Source organism: Rudanella lutea DSM 19387 (assembly GCF_000383955.1).
Classification (GTDB): domain Bacteria; phylum Bacteroidota; class Bacteroidia; order Cytophagales; family Spirosomataceae; genus Rudanella; species Rudanella lutea.
The window spans coordinates 1,655,382-1,673,150 of sequence record NZ_KB913013.1; the positions used below are offsets into that span (position 1 = coordinate 1,655,382).

The following is a 17,769-nucleotide window of genomic DNA, read 5'->3' on the forward strand; positions in this document are numbered from 1 at the left end:
CCTGATCTGTCAATGGCCGCGTACTCAATCTGGCCAGGCAGCATGCGAAGATCATCTACCTAACCGAACGTCATTGCCGGACACGACCGCCCGGACAATCCGTTTCTACCCCCTTATTGTACCCCTTTAGTTCATGAATAAATTTTCCTTGCTGTGGCTGCTGTTGTGGTGGCCCGGGATGGTATTGGCTCAGTTGAACCTTACCGCCCCCCAATCGCGCATTGTGTATCAGCGCAACGGGGCCAATCAGGCCAATATCGTAGTGATGGGCACAGCCCCACAAAATGCAACCCGCGTAGAAGCCCGGCTGGTGGCTCTGACCGGGGGCGCCACCACAGGCTGGTCGCCAATTGGGTTACTCAACGCCAACAAAGCCTTCCGGGGCTCTATCACGGGGTCGGGCGGCTGGTACCGGCTCGAAGTCCGGGCCTGGGCCGACGGTAACCTGGCCGCCGAAACGAGCATCGACCGGGTAGGTGTGGGCGAGGTATTTGTGATTGCCGGGCAGTCCAACGCCTTTGGCATTCAGGAGGCCGGTGGAGCCTCCGACGACCGGGTTTCGGTTGTCGATTTCCGCGATAATGATGTGAACGAACAACTGTTGCCCATGCGATTTAGCCATGCCGATGGCGGTGGTAACGTAGGGCCGTCCAATCCACTTTATATCTGGGGTAAACTGGGCGATCAGCTTGTGAGCCGGTTACAAGTACCCGTACTGTTTCTGGGGGCTGCCCAGCCCGGTACCACGAGCGAAGAATGGCGCCGGTCGGCCGAGGGCGACGCCAGCCTGTCGGGTTCGCTGTTCCCGTACCGCCGGTTAGGTTCGGTGCTGTATCACTACATTGCCCGCACGGGTGTTCGGGCGGTGCTCTGGCATCAGGGCGAAGGCGATATTGACCGCAGTGGTCAGGCCTACATCGACAATGTGCGCTATGTGATCGACAAAAGCCGTCAGCAGGCCAACGCCGGATCTATGGCGTGGGTGGTTTCGCGGGTAAGCTACACGCAGGGCCGCAACAACCCCGGCATTATTCAGGCGCAGGAGCAAATCATCAACAGTGTCCCGAACGTATTTGCCGGACCTAATACCGACGTGCTGGTTGGCCCTGAAAACCGGTTCGACGATGTGCACTTTGGCGGATCGGGTCTGATTCAACTCATTGCCCTGTGGAACCTGAGCCTGTCCAACGATTTCTTCAGCCGTTCGCAGCCCGTTAGCCCCTCGGCCGACGCACCCGCCACAACGGCCGGTTACGTTCTGCCCAACACAACGGCTCCCGGTCGACAGATTTGGGTACCGTACCTCAACAACAGCCCCGGCAACTCGTTTAAAGCCCAGCTCCTCAACAGCGATGGCGGGGTGGTAACCGAGTCGTCGGCGGGTAACCAAAACCCCATTGCCCTCACTCTGCCGGGTAACCTGCCCGGCGGCAATTACCGCACCCGTGTGGTGTCGGCGCAATATTCAGTACCGGGTGCCACCGGCGAGGTGTTCCGGGTAGTGCCCGGTGCGGCCGAAACCGGCACACAAACACCGATTCAGCCCGCTACCATCAGTGGCACGGCCGACGCCAGCATCAGCCGTCTGGGTTACAGCTACGACATGCCCAGCCACGGTTTCCATTTGCTGGTGAGTTCATCGGGGCCGGTTGAAGTGCGGCTCGAACGCGTAGACGGTGGCTACTTTGGCGAAACCAACTGGGCACCGGCAGGCGACAATGGCGAGCATCCGGGCTTCAACAAGGTGCGTTATTACAGCCCCATTGCCGGGGGTGTGGGTGGTGTAGAGCCGGGCCGCTACCGGTTGTCGGTACGGAAAGCCGGCGACTCGGGCAACGGTCTGCAAGTTGAAATCAACCTGCTTAATGGCCGTACTACGGTGTTCACTACCTCCGACAGCACCCAGCCAAGCCCCACAACGCCTACTTCGCCATCGGTACCAACCACCCCGACATCGCCCCCCGTTACAACCACTCCTTCGGTTGATTACGTGAGCCAGTTGGGCTACAAATACGACAGACCTTCGCATGGGTTTCAGCTGCTGGTGATGGCGCAGGGCCCCGTAGACCTCAAACTCGAACGACTCGACGGACCGTTTGGCGAAACCAACTGGGCAAGTGGTGCCATTACAGCAAACTTTGGTGCGTTCAACTACTTCCGCAACTACTCACCCGCAGCACCGGGCGTGGGTGGGGTCGAGCCGGGTCGCTACCGTCTTTGGGCGCGCCGGGCAGGTACCGCCGGTACCGAAGTTTCGGTAGAAGTGACCTTGCAAAACGGGCAGTTTCAGGCCGGAGTTGGTACATCAACGCCCACCACAACGCCCATTCCGCAACAACCCACCGAAAATAGCGTAACCCCGCCCGCACCAACGCCAGCTCCCGTTACAGGCGGCTCAACGAGCGGCCAGATTCGACGGATTGGCTACAAATACGATATGCCTTCGCACGGGTTCCAGCTCCTGACCGATGCTACGGGTTCGGTAGAAGTACGGCTCGAACGGCTCGACGGCCCATTTGCCCAGACCAATTGGGGCGCTGTTACCGCGAGTGGCGAGTTTGGCAGTTACAACGGTTTCCGTAACTACGCACCGGTAGCACCGGGTGTGGGCGGTGTGGAAGCGGGTCGTTACCGGCTGTCGGCCCGGTTGGCAGGAGATACCGGCAATGGACAATCGGTCGAAATAACGCTGGGCAATGGCCTGTTTGAAGCCTGGGCCGGTAGCGTTACAAGCCCCGCACCAGCGCCTGCTCAGCCCGCTCCGCAACCAACCCAACCCGTCACGGAGGCTCAACCTACCGCTCCGACTCCGACGGCTCCCACCGGACTTATTCAGTCGATTGGCTATAAGTACGATATGCCGACACATGGTTTCCAGCTGTTGTCTCTGGCTACCGTAGCGGTACAAATGCGGCTGGAACGGCTCGACGGTTCGTTTGCCGACAGCAACTGGGGCAATGCAACCAGCAGCGGTCAATACAACGGCTACAACAATTTCCGTAATTACTCGCCGGTAGCACCGGGAGTAGGCGGAGTTGTGCCCGGCCGGTACCGGTTGTCGGTTCGGCAGGTTGGCGACTCGGGCAACGGGCAGTCGATGGATGTCTTGCTCCAAAACGGTATCTTCAGCATTCCAACAGCCCCAAGTGCTCGCGTGGCAGCCAACCCCTCGGCCGAGGAGATTATCTGGCAGGCCTATCCCAACCCGGCCGAAGCCGAGGTGACGGTTGCCTATCCGGCAAGTCTGCCCCTGACCAACGTACGTACGCAACTTACTTCACTGGCAGGCATCAGCACCGACGTACCGGTTCAACAGGCGCAACCGGGCAAACTCCGGGTGTCGCTGGGTAACCTCCCGGCAGGCCTGTACATTCTGCGCGTTCTCGACGGTAACCAGCCAGTTCAGGCGTTGAAGGTGATAAAACGATAAAAGGAGAAGGAAAAAAGGAGGAAAAGAGAAGGGAGGAAGGAAGACTGCTTGCGGTTTTCCTTCCTCCCTTTTCCCTTTCTATCACCTTTTTCTCTTTCCTCCTTATTGCCCTTTTTCCGTACTTTTGCGTATCTATGGTACTTCCATCTGCCTTCGCAACGGTTCGGCGGGCGGTTCTCGCTCTGTCTTTAGTTTTTCTTTCGGTTTCCAGCTGGGCCCAGACCCCGGCCCCTCCACCCTCTTTCCTGGTTCCGACGCCCCGCGCCAAGCAATGGGCCGACTCGGTGTTTAACATGCTTACGCCCGATGAGCGCATTGCCCAGCTCATTATGGTGGCCGGATACTCCAACCGTAATCAGGCGTACGAAGACTCGCTCTCCAACCTCGTTCGGGTGCACCGTCTCGGCGGAGTTGTGATGTTTCAGGGTGGCCCCGTCCGACACGCCAAGCTCGTCAACCGGTTGCAGGCTCTGTCGGCAGTGCCGTTGCTCATTGCTATCGACGGCGAGTGGGGCCTGGGTATGCGGCTCGACAGCACCGTGCGGTTTCCGTACCAGATGACCCTCGGTGGCATGGCCGGGCAAGATGACCTGATTTACCAGATGGGCGCCGACATGGCCCGGCAGTGCAAACGGCTGGGTATCCATGTCAACTTCGCCCCCGTTGTCGACGTCAACAACAACCCGAACAACCCGGTTATTAACTTCCGGGCCTTCGGTGAAGACAAATACGCCGTGACACGCAAAGGGCTGGCGTATATGCGCGGCATGCAGGACAACCGCCTGATGACCAGCATCAAACACTTCCCCGGCCACGGCGATACGGGTGTCGACTCTCACTACGACCTCCCCGTGATTGCCAAGTCGCGGGCGCAACTGGATAGTCTGGAACTATACCCATTTCGGCAGTTAATCAATGCCGGAGCGGCTGGCGTGATGGTGTCTCACCTGAGCATTCCGGCCCTCGACTCGGCCCGGAACTTCCCGGCTACCCTTTCGCCCAAAATCCTGACCAACCTCCTGCGTGATGAGCTGGGTTTTCAGGGGCTGACGTTCTCCGACGCCATGAACATGAAAGGCCTGACCAAGTTTTATCCGGCGGGCGTTTCGGACCGGATGGCCGTAGAGGCCGGCATGGATGTACTCGAATTTACCGAAGATGTCCCCCGCGCCATTGCCGAAATCAAGCAGGCTATTGCAGAAGGGCGTATTACGCAGGCCAGCATCAATGCCCGCTGCATGAAGGTGCTTCTGGCTAAAGCGTGGGTGGGTCTGGATGCTTATAAGCCCACAGTGCTCGACAATCTGGTGGCCGACCTCAACCAGCCTCAGTCGGAGCTGATCAACCGCAAACTGATCGAAGCATCGCTGACGGTGCTCAAAAACGACGAAAACCTGCTCCCTCTCCGCAACCTCGACTCGCTGCGTATTGCGACCGTTGCGCTCGAAGCTCCCACCCCCACGGCTTTCCAGCAAATGGCGGGCAACTATACCCAGGTCGACCATTTCAACCTGACATCGGCCATGGCCGACAGCACGCTCGCCCGGATTCAGGCGCAGCTTGCCAACTACAACCTCCTGCTGGTAGATGTACACCTGAGCAACATCCGGCCGGGCGCGCGATACGGTATGCAGGCCAAAACAGCCGCTCTCGTACAGCAACTGGCCGCTACGAATAAGGCCGTGATTACCGTTTTTGGCAATGCCTACGCCATCGACAAGCTACCCGGTATTGACCGGGCGCGGGCGTTGGTAATGCCTTACCAGCTTACTCCCCTGACCGAAGAACTCTCGGCCCAGCTGATTTTTGGGGCCATTGGGGCTTCGGGGCGACTGCCCGTAACGGTCAACAGCCAGTACAAATTGGGGGCCGGTATCACTACGTTCAGCCTCGGCCGGTTGAAGTACACCATTCCTGAAGAAGTCGGTATTTCGTCGGCTTACCTGACCCAGCAGGTCGATTCGGTGGTGAACGCCGGTTTGCAGGCCAAGGCGTATCCCGGTTGCGTGGTACAGATGGCAAAAGATGGCAAAGTGATATTCCGTAAAGCGTACGGGCAAACGGTTTTCTCCGAACCTTTGGGCCAACCGGCTGTGGCCGTAACACCCCGCCCCGTTCGGCTCGATGACTTGTACGACATGGCTTCGGTGACCAAAATCAGTACCTCGACGCCCGCCCTCATGCGGCTCGTAGACCTCGGCCTGTTCGATGTGGATGCGACCATGAGCGCGTACCTGCCGGATTACAAGCGGTCGAACAAGGCGAATTTGGTTTGGCGCGATGTACTGACGCATCAGGCGCGCCTACGGGCCTGGATTCCGTTCTGGCGCGAAACCAAAAACGAAGACGGTTCTTTCAAGCCGAAAACGTTTAGTACCACCCGTTCGCGCCGGTACCCGATTGAAGTAACAGACAGCCTGTTTCTGCACCGCAGATACCCCGACCGGATTTTTGAGGAGATCAAAGACTCTCCGCTGAATGAGAAGAAAGCGGCCGGCGAATCGGAATATGTGTACAGCGACCTTTCGTTTTACCTCTACCCGCAGATCGTGAAGCGACTAACGGGCGAGGACTTTGAAGAATTCCTGAAGAAGACGTTTTACCGGCCCCTCGGTGCCACGACGCTCACCTACCGACCCCGGCTGTCGTATCCGCTCAACCGCATTGTGCCAACAGAATACGACTCGCTGTTCCGTAAGACACTCATTTGGGGACGGGTACACGACGAAGGAGCCGCCATGCTTGATGGGCTGTCGGGCCACGCGGGCCTGTTTGGATCAGCCAACGACCTCATGAAGTTGATGGAGATGTACCGGCAACGGGGCTCATACGGTGGTCGCCAATACCTGAGCCCGGCCGTACTGACGGAGTTTACCCGCTACCAATTCCCGGAATTGGGCAATCGGCGGGGGCTCGGCTTTGAGAAACCAGCGTACAAATACAACGCCAATGCGCCCCGTTCGGCCAGTGCGTCGAGCTTTGGCCATTCGGGTTTCACGGGTACCTTTACGTGGGTCGATCCGGCGTATAACCTGAGCTACGTGTTCCTGTCGAACCGGGTGTACCCAACGCGGGAAAACAATAAGATCAGTTCGATGAATATCCGCACCAACGTGATGGAGGCCCTGTACAAAGCCATGAAGCGCGGTATCTAAGGCTAGACGGACGGTTAGTTTGTATGCTGTTTATCAGTTAGCACATTACACATTTTATACTATTCACTAAGCAGACAGGCCCGGCGAAATCTCCGCCGGGCCTGTCTGCTTTATTCAACCTTGATGCCTTTCTTCGTAAAGTAGGCCCCGATATTGAACGTGCGGTCAGTAGTCAATATAATCGCCATAGTCGTGTTGAGTCAGTCCTGTTTTTCAACTATACAAAACGGATACGGGCTTTTCGGCTATTTATCAATCAGTTTGCCGATGCGCTCGCTCATCTCAATACACGCACGGCCGTTGTGGTAGGGGCACTTCCAGGGGCTGATTTTAGTGTCGCCCCGTACCTGTCCTGCCGGATCGACGCCCATAAACCACTCACCATTTTTGAGATCAAGCAGGTGCTTCTTCGTGTAGGTCCAGCTCGCGGCCGATTGTTCCAGAAAAAGAGGGTCTTTGGTTAACTGGTAGGCATTCATAAACCCGACCATAGCTTCGGCCATCACCCACCACGAGCGTTCACGGTTCCAGTGAGCCGCGTGCGGTTGCCCGGCCGCGCCCGGCTGATGACTCTGCGTGGGTTTATCTTCGTCGGGGCCTTCGTACTCGTAATTCATGCCGCCATCGGGGTCAACGCCCGACAAGGCGGCCCGCGCCATCAGGACCGATTCACGGCGCACTCGTGACAGCAATTCAGCCTCGTGCAGCACCTCGGCCGCTTCGAGCAGAAGCCACGACGCTTCAATGTCGTGCCCGTAGCTGATGCCCGGTCGGCGGATTTCCCAGTTGTCGCCCTGAAACAGAATCATCCGGTGCGTGCGCGGATTAATAATCTGCCCCAGAAAATTGTTCAGCAGCCCCCGAACCTGCGTTTTCAGGCCCGCATCGGGCCACACGCGCAGCAAGCTCACGTAAGCCTCCAGAATATGCAGATGCGTATTCATGGTCTTCGACTCGCCGTTGTCTTTGCGCGAAATGGCGTACTGCCGGGCTGGACCCCAGTCGCGGGCAAACCCCTCGAAATAACCGCCTTTGCGCGCCGGGTCCGTATCAAACGCATGTTTGACCATGGCGCGGTACACCTCCTGAGCAAACGCCAAAGCGGGCTCGTGTTTGGTAACGCGGTAGTATTCGCTCAGGCCGTACACCGCAAAAGCCTGCCCATAGAGCTGCTTGCTATCGTCGGTGCCGGGGTTGGGACCAACCTGACCTTTCGCGTCGAGCATCCAGTACACACCCCCATACTGCCGATCGCGGAAGTACGTGTTCAGGTAGTCGAAGGCCCGTTTGGCCGTGGGCAAATAGTGCTCGTCGTGCCCCGTATGCCGGGCCGCTGCCGAAAACGTCCAGAGAATCCGGCTATTAAGCACCACGCCCTTCTCGGCCTTGGGCCGGGGCTGATTGTCGTAGCCTACGGCCCCGTAAAAACCGCCGTTGACGGGATCGGGCGCGTACCGTTGCCAGTACGACAGAATGGCTTTGAGCTCCTGCTCAAGTTCGTGCTGCCAAAGGCGCAGGTCGGGAGGGGTCATGGCGTTGGGCGATAAGGGCTTTCAGCAGGCAAAAGCCAGAATCGGCCTAAATCTTGGTGTACCAGCGCCCGAACGGTCGGTATTTTTACTTTTTCCGGATCAGGGCAGCAAACGCAATGATCACCCAAACGACGTTGACCAGCGCCGATGGGTAAGCCCCGTGATGTACCGTGTTGACTACAAAAAACAGCCCGCCGACAATGTTGCTCCAGATATAGCGCGGGTCGCTGGCGGCCAGGGTACCCCGTAGGTTCAGGGCGTACGAGCCCACAATCAGGACGGAGGCAATCCACCCTAACGTTTCAATTAACAGATTCATGCAACAAAAGTAGAGCATCCCGGTTGTAAAATTGCGTCTTCGATCACCTACCCCCGATCCGCCTTGAATCACCTGTTCCCCTATATCGAACGGACCCTGCTCCGGCCCGACATCCGCATCAACGAACAGTACGAAGCTCTCGACGAGGTTACCCAACTGGGCCTGGCGGGCCTGACGGTGGCTCCGTTCTGGGTAAAAAAATGGCGTCGGGAAATGGGTGATTACCACCCGGCGAGCCTTTCGGCCGTGATTGGCTACCCCTACGGATACGCCCGCACCGAGGCCAAACAGCTCGAACTGGAACTGGCCCTCCGCGACGGCGCGTCGGAGGTGGAGGTCGTGCTGAACACCTCGGCCCTGTTTTCGCCCACGTCGGTATGGCTCAAAATTGAGCTGGTAAAACTGGTGGCCGTAGCCCATGCCGCCGAAAAACCCCTCACGGTGATTCTGGAGTCGGGCCTGCTGACCGACGAGGAACTGGGCCGAATGCTAAAGACAGCCGCCGATGCCGGGGCCGATTTTGTCAAAAATGCCACGGGTATCCTACCCACCTCTTTTTCGGTGGAGCAAGCGCTGGCGTTTCGGCAGCAGGCGTCTAGTACGCTGGGAGTTAAGATCGTAGCCGATGGCGCAAGCCCCGACGAACTGGAACGGCTCATCGACGCACGGGTCGACCGGATTACGTTGCATAACACCACCCCGCTGTAAGTGTACAGCTTCGACAGCAGGGCCGACCGGTAGCGAGCCGGTTTGTACTGCCTGTTTATTTCCCTAAAAAGTATGCATATGATCTACGGAGAAACGAGAAATTGTTTACTTTTAAAGAAACGATAATTCACTATCCGTGCCTTACCGACTTATTCTTTCTCTTTGCTTTTGCCTGATTCAAGGGGCAACGTTTGCCCAGTCGACTATTTACCCGGACTATGAAGTCGACCAGCCCACCGAGCCGCGTGGGGGGCAAATCTGGCTCGATAAGTTTATGAGCATCAACGTGCGTAAGCCGTTTATGGCGCAGGTGGCCAATGTCAAAGGCCTGGTAGTGGTACAGGGTATTGTCGAGCCCGACGGGCGCATCACCGAAGTCACGGTGCTTAAATCACTGCGGCCCGACTGTGACCGCGAGGCCGTGCGGGCTTTTTCGCTCTTCAACGCCTGGAAACCCGCCCTTAAAAACGGCCAACCCGTGCGGCAACGCGTCACGGGCCCCGTGTATTTCCACCCAAACGAACCCGTTGATTACCAAAACGGTCTGGCTACCTGGCATTTCGACGCCAACCTGAATCGGGTGGCTCCCACCGACACGGAGGCCCTCTACCGCTCCGAAATCCCCACCGACACGTTGGGCCTGCCTACCGGCGACCTTCAGCTTTTCAAACGAAAGGAGGGTCAATGGAAAAAAGAGACCACCATTGCCTTATCGATAGAGCCGTTTCGGGGTGGTACACTGCTCATTCATCGGATGCCTAACCAATCGGGGTTTGGGCCGGTGTATCAGTTGAGCAAAACCGGAGGCATCCTGGCCGAGTATGTACAGGGTCCCGACGGAACGATAGGCCTGCGGCTCGACCGCGACGACCGCGGGATGGTGGTCAAAAGTACCGAGCAACTGAGCGGGTATTACATCATCACGGAATGGTATCCGAGTGGGCAAATCAAGCAGATTTGGTCGCACACGGGGCTCGTCGGCCATGTACAGATCGTTTATGCCCCAAAGTCGCCTATCCTGCCTTCACAAGCGCAGCTACCATCGCAGCTGCTGGCTCTGTGGGACAGCACCGGCCATCAACAAGTTACAGAAGGCCGGGGTAAATTCAGTCGGCGAGTAAACGTAAATTCGGGGGTACGGTACCGGCAACTGGTTGAGCTTGTTGAAGAGGGTGAGTACGAAAACGGCCGTATGCAGGGCTATTGGCAAATGTCCTATACCGATAGTTCCTGCTTCTACAGGCAGTACTACGACAAGGGGTTGCTTCAGCACGAACTTCTCTGGGCTGCCGGGCAACCCGATACCCTCACGTTCCGCCCAACCGACCATCCCCCCATGCTCATGGGGGGCTTCGGCCGGCTGAACGGATTTCTGGCGCACGAGCTTCGGCCCCCAACCCGCGACCAAATGGGAGGTGTACAGGGGCATGTGCTGGTCAGCTTTGAGGTAAACACCTACGGCCGGGCCACTAATATTCGGGTAACGAAAAGCCTCCACCCGGCCGCCGACCGCGAAGCCCTGCGGGTGGTCAGGCTCATGAACCGGCAGCGGGTGCCGTTCTGGCTAACGGCTTATCAGAACGGCCTGCCAGTCAAAGCCGCTTCTACACTCCCGATTCACTTTGTTACCGATTAGGCTGTTTCAACTATTTTTTTTGATTTATTTGTCCCCTAAAGTATCCAAACCAATACCCTGTTATGAACCGCACCCTGCTGTTTTGTCTCTGTCTGCTGGCGGGCCTCACCGCGCAAGCCCAACAAACGGCCTACCGTGATTTTGAAGTCGAACGCCCGGCCGTACCCAAAGGCGGGGCCTCCATTCTCAACGAGTTTTTGACGGCCAATGTGCGCAAGCCGTTTATGGCCCAGATAGCCAACGTTAAAGGCATGGTAGTGGTGCAGGGCATCGTAGAACCCGACGGGCGCATTGCCGAAGTCACGGTAATTAAACCCCTGCGCCCCGACTGCGACCGCGAAGCCGTACGGGCATTTCGGCTTTTCAACGCCTGGCAACCTGCCCTGAAAGACGGTAAGCCCGTGCGGCAGATTATCACCCAACCCGTCTTCTTCCGGGCAACGACCCCGTTGCAGTACGAAAACGGCGTTGCCATTCAGTATTACGATAAACGGTTTCGCTCCATAGCGCCGTCGGATACAGCCGCTGTCCGGTCGGAAGTTCCGACCGACACGACAGGGCTGCCTACGGGCAACCTCGTGTTTTACGTGCGTTCGGGCAGTAAATGGAAAAAAGAAGCCGAAATGACGTATTACCGCGAACCCGTCAAAAACGCCCCGTCCTCCAATCTGGCGTTTCGGGTGGGTCACCGCGACGTGAACGAGCGCCCGTTTGGGTATCAGTACGAGATCACCAACGATGGGCAGGCGTTTGAAACGTACGTGTACGATCTGGATCGGAATCTTGTGCGCCAAACCGACCGGATGCCCAACGGGGCCGTACTCCGGCAGGACGCCTTCGACGGGGCTCGTATTGTCCAGAAGACCTGGTATCCCGATGGGCAGTTGAAGCAGATCCGGACGCGTCCCCGCGAACAAGTTATGGTGAACATCGCCCCTGAATCGGAGCAGATGCTCGCTTACTGGGACAGCACCGGCACTCAACTGGTTAGCGAAGGCAGCGGCACCGTGGCCATCTCCGAATCGGCCGCTTCCTATGCCGATACCAGCCGAAGAACGCTGTTTACCGAGCGCGGCACCTTTGAAAAGGGTATGAAAGTTGGCCGTTGGACAGGTCAATTTGCCGATGGCTCGTTTAGCTACGTGGAAGACTACGACAAAGGCAAGCTTACGCTCGGCAAGGCTACCTTTGCTAACCAACCCGATACGGTGCGGTACACAATACCCCAACAGCAACCCGAGTTTAAGGGGGGTATGCAGGGGCTCTCGCAGTTTTTAGCCTCTACGCTCCGTTACCCTGCCTCTGCCCAACGGGCCGGGGTCGAGGGCCAGGTATTTGTGAGCTTCGTGGTCTGCACGGATGGCACACTTTGCGATTTTGAAGTGGTTAAGGGCGTTCACCCGGCTGTCGACGCCGAAGCCATGCGGGTGGTAAAAGCGATGAATGGTAACTGGAAACCGGGTATTCAGCGGGGGCGACCGGTACGGGTGAAGTACAAACTGCCGATCAACTTTGCATTGCGGTAATACATAGTGGGGATTGGCACGCGGATGACGCAGATTGAACAGATTTTCGCGGATTAATAGCTAAAAGACTAATCTCCGTCCATCTGCCTGATCTGTGTCATCCGCGTTCCTGTTCAATCGTGCGATCAAACCCCTAATTTCCGTACTTTTGCGGCACTATGACCGTCAAACAGATACCGCTCCACTCCCTTCATCAACAGCTTGGAGCCAAGATAATCCCGTTCGCGGGCTTCGATATGCCCGTTCGTTACACGTCTGACCTCGACGAACACCACACCGTTCGCAACGGCGTTGGTATCTTCGATGTCTCGCACATGGGCGAGTTTATTGTCAAAGGCGACGATGCCTGCGCGCTCATCAGCCGCGTATCGGCCAATGACCCCACCCTGCTCTTCGACGGAAAAGTGCAGTACAGCTACCTGCCCAACGGCAAAGGCGGCATTGTCGATGACCTGCTCGTGTACCAAATTAGCCCGGTTGAGTTTATGCTTGTGGTCAATGCCTCCAACATCGACAAAGACTGGGCCTGGATCAACAGCCACGTGGGCGACCTGAACGTGGAGCTGGTGAATGTTTCAGATGGTATGTGTCTGTTTGCGGTGCAGGGCCCGTTGGCGGCTCAGGCGCTACAGCCGCTCACCAATGCCAGGCTCGACGCCATGTCGTACTACACGTTTGAGAAAACCGACTTTGCCGGTCAGGCCAACGTGATTGTGTCGGCTACGGGCTACACGGGCGCGGGTGGCTTCGAGATTTATGTCTCCAACCATCAGGCTGAGGCCGTCTGGAATGCCATTATGGAAGCCGGTGCCCCCCACGGTATCAAGCCCATCGGGCTGGGAGCCCGCGACACCCTGCGGCTCGAAATGGGTTACTGCCTGTACGGCAACGACATCAGCGACGAGACCTCGCCTATCGAAGCGGGCCTCGGCTGGGTCACTAAATTCTCGCATGATTTTATCGACGCCGACGTGCTCAAAGCCCAGAAAGAGCAGGGCGTAACCCGCAAACTGGTGGGATTCGAGCTGCTCGACCGGGGCATTCCGCGGGCGCACTACCCCCTCTGCACGGCCGACGGCACGGTGGTGGGTGAGGTAACGTCGGGCACACAGTCGCCCACGCTCGGCAAGGGGATCGGTATGGGCTACGTACCCGCCGAACTAGCCAAACCCGGCACCGAACTCTTTGTGCAGGTACGCGACCGCCTGCTGAAAGCTCAGGTTGTTAAACTGCCATTTATCAAGAAATAAAGGGAATGGGAAGAAGGGAACAAGGAGAAGGGTTATGTACTCTTCACACCTTTTTCCCTTCTCCGGTTTTCCTTCTCCCCTATGAAAAACATTGACGTTTGTATTACCCCCGAACTACTCCACCTGCACAAGATCGACAACACGATTGTGGTGGTAGCCGATGTGTTCCGGGCCACTTCGTGCATGGTTACGGCCTTTGCGTACGGTGTTGAGAGTATTATCCCCGTAGCAACGGTGGATGAGTGCCGCGACCTGCAAAGCCGGGGGTTTCTGGCCGCAGCCGAGCGCAACGCCCAGAAAGTAGAAGGCTTCGACCTCGACAACTCGCCGTTTAGCTACATGGACGACCACATTCGGGGGGCGCAGGTAGCCATGACCACCACCAACGGCACGCTGGCCATCACCAAGTCGCGGTCGGCGGTGAAAGTACTGGTGGGGTCGTTTCTGAATCTGGATGCCATTGTGCGCTACCTCAAATCGCAACCGTACGACGTACTGGTGCTTTGCGCGGGCTGGAAAGGCCGGTTCAATCTGGAAGACACCCTCTTTGCCGGGGCTTTGGTGGAGCGGCTCAAAGACACGTACATGATGGCCGAAGACAGCACCATTATGGCCTGGCGGCTGTACTGTCAGGGGCAGGATAACCTCATTCAGTACCTCGCCAACTCGTCGCACATCCGGCGGCTGCAACGTCTGGGTATTCAGAAAGACATTGCCTACTGCCTGCAACACGACCTGTACGACGTAGTACCCGTACTGCGCGGCAATGCCCTGGTCAATATGGGACGGTAAGGGGTAAGCTACTTATAAACAACGGCCCGGTTCCTGTGCAGGAACCGGGCCGTTGTCGTATAGTCTCAAGACCGGATTTAAACGGGCTGTTCGACCTGTTGTTCGGCTTCGAGGTAGTTGATAACCCCACTCAGGGTGGTGAGTTTCGAATAATCTTCGTCGGGAATTCGGATGCCAAACTCTTGTTCGAGTTGCATGATCAGATCAACCGTGTCGAGACTGTCGAGTCCGAGGTCACGCGTGAAGTGAACGTCGTCCGTGATGGCTGTTCGCTCCACCCCGAAACCGTTTAATATATCGATAATCTTCTCTTTCATACCTGTTGTCGGGGTTTGTAATTTGTCGTGGTGTTATCTGGTTAAGTAACTGCCAGACAAGCTCATTTGTTGTTTTGAATTAGGAATTTTTATGAAACGAATGACCACCGGTTGCCAGGCAGGGATGAGTGGTTCAGAAGCCTCCGGCAACGGTTTTTTGGGCCATTCAGTCACCCACTTGCTTCGCACAAAGCTTATAAATTCTCGCCCAACAGTCGTTTTAATTCTAACTGATTCAGCAATAATTGATACTGAAACGACAATTGGGCCAGGCGAGCCTCTTCAACGCCCGTTTCGGCGGCCTGCAACTCAACCGGCGTAATCACCCCATTACGCAGGCGGGTCTGAGCCAGCGCGAGGGCCTTGTCGGCCTGGGCGACGGCGGTGCTCAGGTTCTGCAAACGAGCCGCGTTGGCCCGCATATCGGCCAGAGTTTGCTCAATATTCTGCCGCAGTTGGGCGTTGGCCGTTTCAACGGCATACCGGCTGGCTGTCAGGTTCACCTGCGCAGCCTGCTCCTGTAGTTTGTACCGCTTGCCCGCGTAGAGCGGCACCGACAGATTTACCCCGGCCACCTCGTTGAACCGTAGCCGGTTGATCTCAGGCAAATACCCATTGCGGTAGCCCGCAGCCCCCGAAAACGAAAGGCTGGGTCGGGCAGCCAACTGTGTCGACCGAATGTCGGCCTCGGCCTGCCGTACCCGATCCTGCACCAGCACCAGTTCCCGGTTGGCTCCCTGCGCGGTTTGCGCGAGAGCATCGGTCTGGTCGGTTGCGGGCAGTGCCCCAAACCCGTCGAAACGGCGGGCGGCTTCGCCAATTGTCTGGGCCGCCGTGGGCACACCGGTCAGGTAAGTAAGCAGGGCGCGTTGCCGGTCGAGCTGGTTCTGTATGTCGATTTTGCGGTTTTTAGCCGTTTCGAGCCGTACCTGCTGGGTGAGCACGTCGAACTGGAGCGCATCCCCGTTGCGGAGCCGGTTTGCAATCACCTGAATATTGCCCGTTGCCGTTTTGATGACTGAGTCCTGCACGGCCAGGCTACGTTGCAGAAACCCGATACCGTAGTAAGCCCCGGCCACCTGATACGCCAGATTGAAGCGGGTAAGTTCGAGGTTGTCTTTGGCCAGTTGCACATCGTCCTGCGCGCGGGCCACGTTGGCACGGGTGCGCCCCCAGTCATAGATCGGTACAGCCACGTTGAGCGACGCATTGCCGTTATGATTGGGCTGAAACTGCACCGATACATCGCGGCCGTTCACGGGGAGGTTCGCCTTGGGCACCGGGTTAATGTACTGGTACGACGCGTTGGCCGAAACGACCGGCTGTAGGGCCGTACGGGCAATATCGGTGCGCAGCTCACCAGCCTGAACCAGGGCCTGCTGCTCTTTGAGCCGGGGAAAATGGGTATTGGCCTGCCCAATCAGCACCCGCAATTCGTCGGGTAGGGCGGGCTGCGCCCAAACTGGCGCGGTCAGAAATAGAAAACAGATGAGTGAGGTGTATTTCATGATCAATGGGCGGCATCGGCGGCTGCTTTGGCGGCTACCGGGTCCATTTTTTTCTTTTTGAGCAAAAACAAAAGCGGAAACGACAAGGCGAAAAACAACCCGGCCAGCCGGAACGTGTCGAGATACGAAATCATCAGGGCCTGTTTCTGAATAATCAGGTCCATGTTGCGTAGAGCGGCCGTACCGGCATCTACGGCGTTCATGCCCCGGGCCACCAGACCCTGGGTCATGGCGTTGAAACGCTCGGTCCAGAGGGGATTATCGGGCGAGATATGGGTAATCAGATCGCCCCGGTGCACCGCCGACCGCTGGGTGACGTAGGTGTTCGTAACGGCAATGCCAAACGCCCCGCCCAACTGCCGCATCATGTTGACAATGGCGATGCCGGTGGGCATCTGACGCGGCTCAAGCCCCGATACCGATTGGTTGATGAGGGGTACGTTGACAAATGCCAGCCCAATACCCCGAATCACGAGCGCAAACACAAAGTCGCCGTTCGAGGTGTCGGCATTGTAGGTCGACATGATAAAGCAAAATGAGGCAAAGGCCACGTATCCGACAATAGCCACCGTTCGGGGCGAAACCCCTTTGGCCAGCAGCCGCCCGGTCAGGATAAACATGGGAAGGGTAGCCAGTCCCCCCGGAATAAGCAAAACACCCGTTTGGGTAGCTGTGAGGCCCACAATACGCTGCGCAAACAACGGAAACAGTAGCACCGAGGTAAACAGACCATAGCCTACCACCACCACCAGAATAGACCCGATGGCGAGGTTTCGGTTTTTGAGCGCCCGCAGGTCCACGACCGGTTCGGGGGTGCCGCGTAGCTCCCACCAGATAAAAAGCGGTATGGCAACCACGGCCAATCCGGTCAGGTACAGAATCACCCGGCTGTCAAACCAGTCATCGGCTTCGCCCCGCTCCAGTACGTACTGCAACGCGCCCACGCCCACGGCCAGCAACAGAATCCCCACCGTATCGATTTGAATAGCCCGGCGGTCGATGTTCAGCTCGTCGGCTTTTTTGTCGATGAAGAGTACGCTCATCAGCACCGCCACAATACCAATCGGTACGTTGATGTAGAACATCCAGCTCCAATGGTAATTGTCGATAATGTAGCCACCCAGCGTGGGGCCGAGCGTAGGGCCAAGCACAATGCCCATACCAAACAAGGCCGAAGCCGTTGCGCGTTGCGAAGGCGGAAACGAGTCGTACATAAGCCCCTGCGAGGTCGATAGCAGGGCCCCGCCCCCAATGCCCTGCAAGAACCGAAAGGCTACCAGCACCCAAAGGTTATCGGCAAAACCGCACCCCCACGACGCAACGGTAAACAGAATGATGGAGCCGATGTAGTAGTTCTTGCGGCCAAAATACCGCTGCAAAAAACTCGTCATCGGAATCACGATCACGTTGGCAACGGCATAGGCCGTTACCACCCACGACACATCTTCGATGGTAACGCCGAGATTGCCCGCAATATCAGTCAGGCCCACGTTTACAATCGAGGTATCGATCAGTTCAATAATGGCTGCCGTAATGGCCGTAATGACCACCACCCACCGGCGAAATCCCGTTTTTTGTTCCATAATTTTTCAGTGA

At 57.4% G+C, this 17,769-nt stretch carries 12 protein-coding genes; 7 read left to right on the top strand and 5 right to left on the bottom strand.

The features are described 5' to 3' along the window. The first annotated feature begins 133 nt into the window (after positions 1 to 133). Together RUDLU_RS28675 and RUDLU_RS0106885 are read left to right on the top strand one after the other, a co-directional pair. The gene (locus tag RUDLU_RS28675) at positions 134 to 3,430 is read left to right on the top strand and encodes a sialate O-acetylesterase (protein ID WP_019987624.1); all 3,297 of its coding nucleotides are present in this window, start codon (positions 134 to 136) and stop codon (positions 3,428 to 3,430) included. Between the two features lie 329 nt (positions 3,431 to 3,759). After that, positions 3,760 to 6,585, top strand: coding sequence for a serine hydrolase domain-containing protein (locus tag RUDLU_RS0106885; RefSeq protein ID WP_425414107.1), 2,826 nt, complete (start codon positions 3,760 to 3,762; stop codon positions 6,583 to 6,585). A gap of 245 nt (positions 6,586 to 6,830) precedes the next feature. Here the strand turns inward: RUDLU_RS0106885 and RUDLU_RS0106890 are convergent, their stop codons facing one another. Further along, positions 6,831 to 8,117: an AGE family epimerase/isomerase gene (locus RUDLU_RS0106890; protein WP_019987626.1), complete on the bottom strand. Its 1,287-nt coding sequence runs from the start codon at positions 8,115 to 8,117 to the stop codon at positions 6,831 to 6,833. Between the two features lie 85 nt (positions 8,118 to 8,202). Continuing rightward, complete coding sequence (locus RUDLU_RS0106895; RefSeq protein WP_019987627.1) at positions 8,203 to 8,436, bottom strand: CBU_0592 family membrane protein; 234 nt, start codon at positions 8,434 to 8,436, stop codon at positions 8,203 to 8,205. 63 nt (positions 8,437 to 8,499) lie between these two features. Between RUDLU_RS0106895 and RUDLU_RS0106900 the strand changes: the two genes are divergently transcribed. The 5 genes from RUDLU_RS0106900 (at position 8,500) to RUDLU_RS0106920 (ending at position 14,348) form a co-directional block, all read left to right on the top strand. Continuing rightward, positions 8,500 to 9,144 (top strand): hypothetical protein, encoded by a 645-nt coding sequence (locus RUDLU_RS0106900; RefSeq protein WP_019987628.1) that lies wholly within the window; start codon positions 8,500 to 8,502, stop codon positions 9,142 to 9,144. A gap of 136 nt (positions 9,145 to 9,280) precedes the next feature. Continuing rightward, positions 9,281 to 10,780, top strand: coding sequence for an energy transducer TonB (locus RUDLU_RS0106905; RefSeq protein ID WP_019987629.1), 1,500 nt, complete (start codon positions 9,281 to 9,283; stop codon positions 10,778 to 10,780). A 62-nt stretch (positions 10,781 to 10,842) separates the two neighbouring features. Beyond that, entirely contained in the window at positions 10,843 to 12,306 is a 1,464-nt protein-coding gene (locus RUDLU_RS0106910; RefSeq protein ID WP_019987630.1) for an energy transducer TonB, read from the top strand. A gap of 158 nt (positions 12,307 to 12,464) precedes the next feature. After that, positions 12,465 to 13,556, top strand: coding sequence for a glycine cleavage system aminomethyltransferase GcvT (gcvT, locus tag RUDLU_RS0106915; RefSeq protein WP_027302843.1), 1,092 nt, complete (start codon positions 12,465 to 12,467; stop codon positions 13,554 to 13,556). Between the two features lie 81 nt (positions 13,557 to 13,637). Then, positions 13,638 to 14,348 carry a 2-phosphosulfolactate phosphatase gene (locus tag RUDLU_RS0106920; protein ID WP_019987632.1) on the top strand — a complete coding sequence of 237 codons (711 nt, stop codon included), beginning with the start codon at positions 13,638 to 13,640 and terminating at the stop codon, positions 14,346 to 14,348. A gap of 77 nt (positions 14,349 to 14,425) precedes the next feature. Here RUDLU_RS0106920 and acpP read toward each other — a convergent pair whose 3' ends face one another. From acpP to RUDLU_RS0106935, 3 genes are all read right to left on the bottom strand, one after another. Further along, on the bottom strand, positions 14,426 to 14,665 hold the full coding sequence (gene acpP / locus RUDLU_RS0106925; protein WP_019987633.1) for an acyl carrier protein: 240 nt from the start codon (positions 14,663 to 14,665) through the stop codon (positions 14,426 to 14,428). 194 nt (positions 14,666 to 14,859) lie between these two features. Beyond that, positions 14,860 to 16,173 (bottom strand): TolC family protein, encoded by a 1,314-nt coding sequence (locus RUDLU_RS0106930; RefSeq protein WP_019987634.1) that lies wholly within the window; start codon positions 16,171 to 16,173, stop codon positions 14,860 to 14,862. 2 nt (positions 16,174 to 16,175) lie between these two features. After that, entirely contained in the window at positions 16,176 to 17,756 is a 1,581-nt protein-coding gene (locus RUDLU_RS0106935) for a DHA2 family efflux MFS transporter permease subunit (RefSeq protein WP_019987635.1), read from the bottom strand. Positions 17,757 to 17,769 lie beyond the last annotated feature (13 nt).

What these genes read in the sequence shown, in the direction of transcription:
- RUDLU_RS0106930 (WP_019987634.1), bottom strand. Translation starts at nt 16,173, where the DNA reads ATGAAATACACCTCACTCATCTGTTTTCTATTTCTGACCGCGCCAGTT.
- acpP (WP_019987633.1), bottom strand. Translation starts at nt 14,665, where the DNA reads ATGAAAGAGAAGATTATCGATATATTAAACGGTTTCGGGGTGGAGCGA.
- RUDLU_RS0106885 (WP_425414107.1), top strand. Translation starts at nt 3,760, where the DNA reads ATGGTGGCCGGATACTCCAACCGTAATCAGGCGTACGAAGACTCGCTC.
- RUDLU_RS28675 (WP_019987624.1), top strand. Translation starts at nt 134, where the DNA reads ATGAATAAATTTTCCTTGCTGTGGCTGCTGTTGTGGTGGCCCGGGATG.
- RUDLU_RS0106895 (WP_019987627.1), bottom strand. Translation starts at nt 8,436, where the DNA reads ATGAATCTGTTAATTGAAACGTTAGGGTGGATTGCCTCCGTCCTGATT.
- RUDLU_RS0106890 (WP_019987626.1), bottom strand. Translation starts at nt 8,117, where the DNA reads ATGACCCCTCCCGACCTGCGCCTTTGGCAGCACGAACTTGAGCAGGAG.
- gcvT (WP_027302843.1), top strand. Translation starts at nt 12,465, where the DNA reads ATGACCGTCAAACAGATACCGCTCCACTCCCTTCATCAACAGCTTGGA.
- RUDLU_RS0106910 (WP_019987630.1), top strand. Translation starts at nt 10,843, where the DNA reads ATGAACCGCACCCTGCTGTTTTGTCTCTGTCTGCTGGCGGGCCTCACC.
- RUDLU_RS0106920 (WP_019987632.1), top strand. Translation starts at nt 13,638, where the DNA reads ATGAAAAACATTGACGTTTGTATTACCCCCGAACTACTCCACCTGCAC.
- RUDLU_RS0106935 (WP_019987635.1), bottom strand. Translation starts at nt 17,756, where the DNA reads ATGGAACAAAAAACGGGATTTCGCCGGTGGGTGGTGGTCATTACGGCC.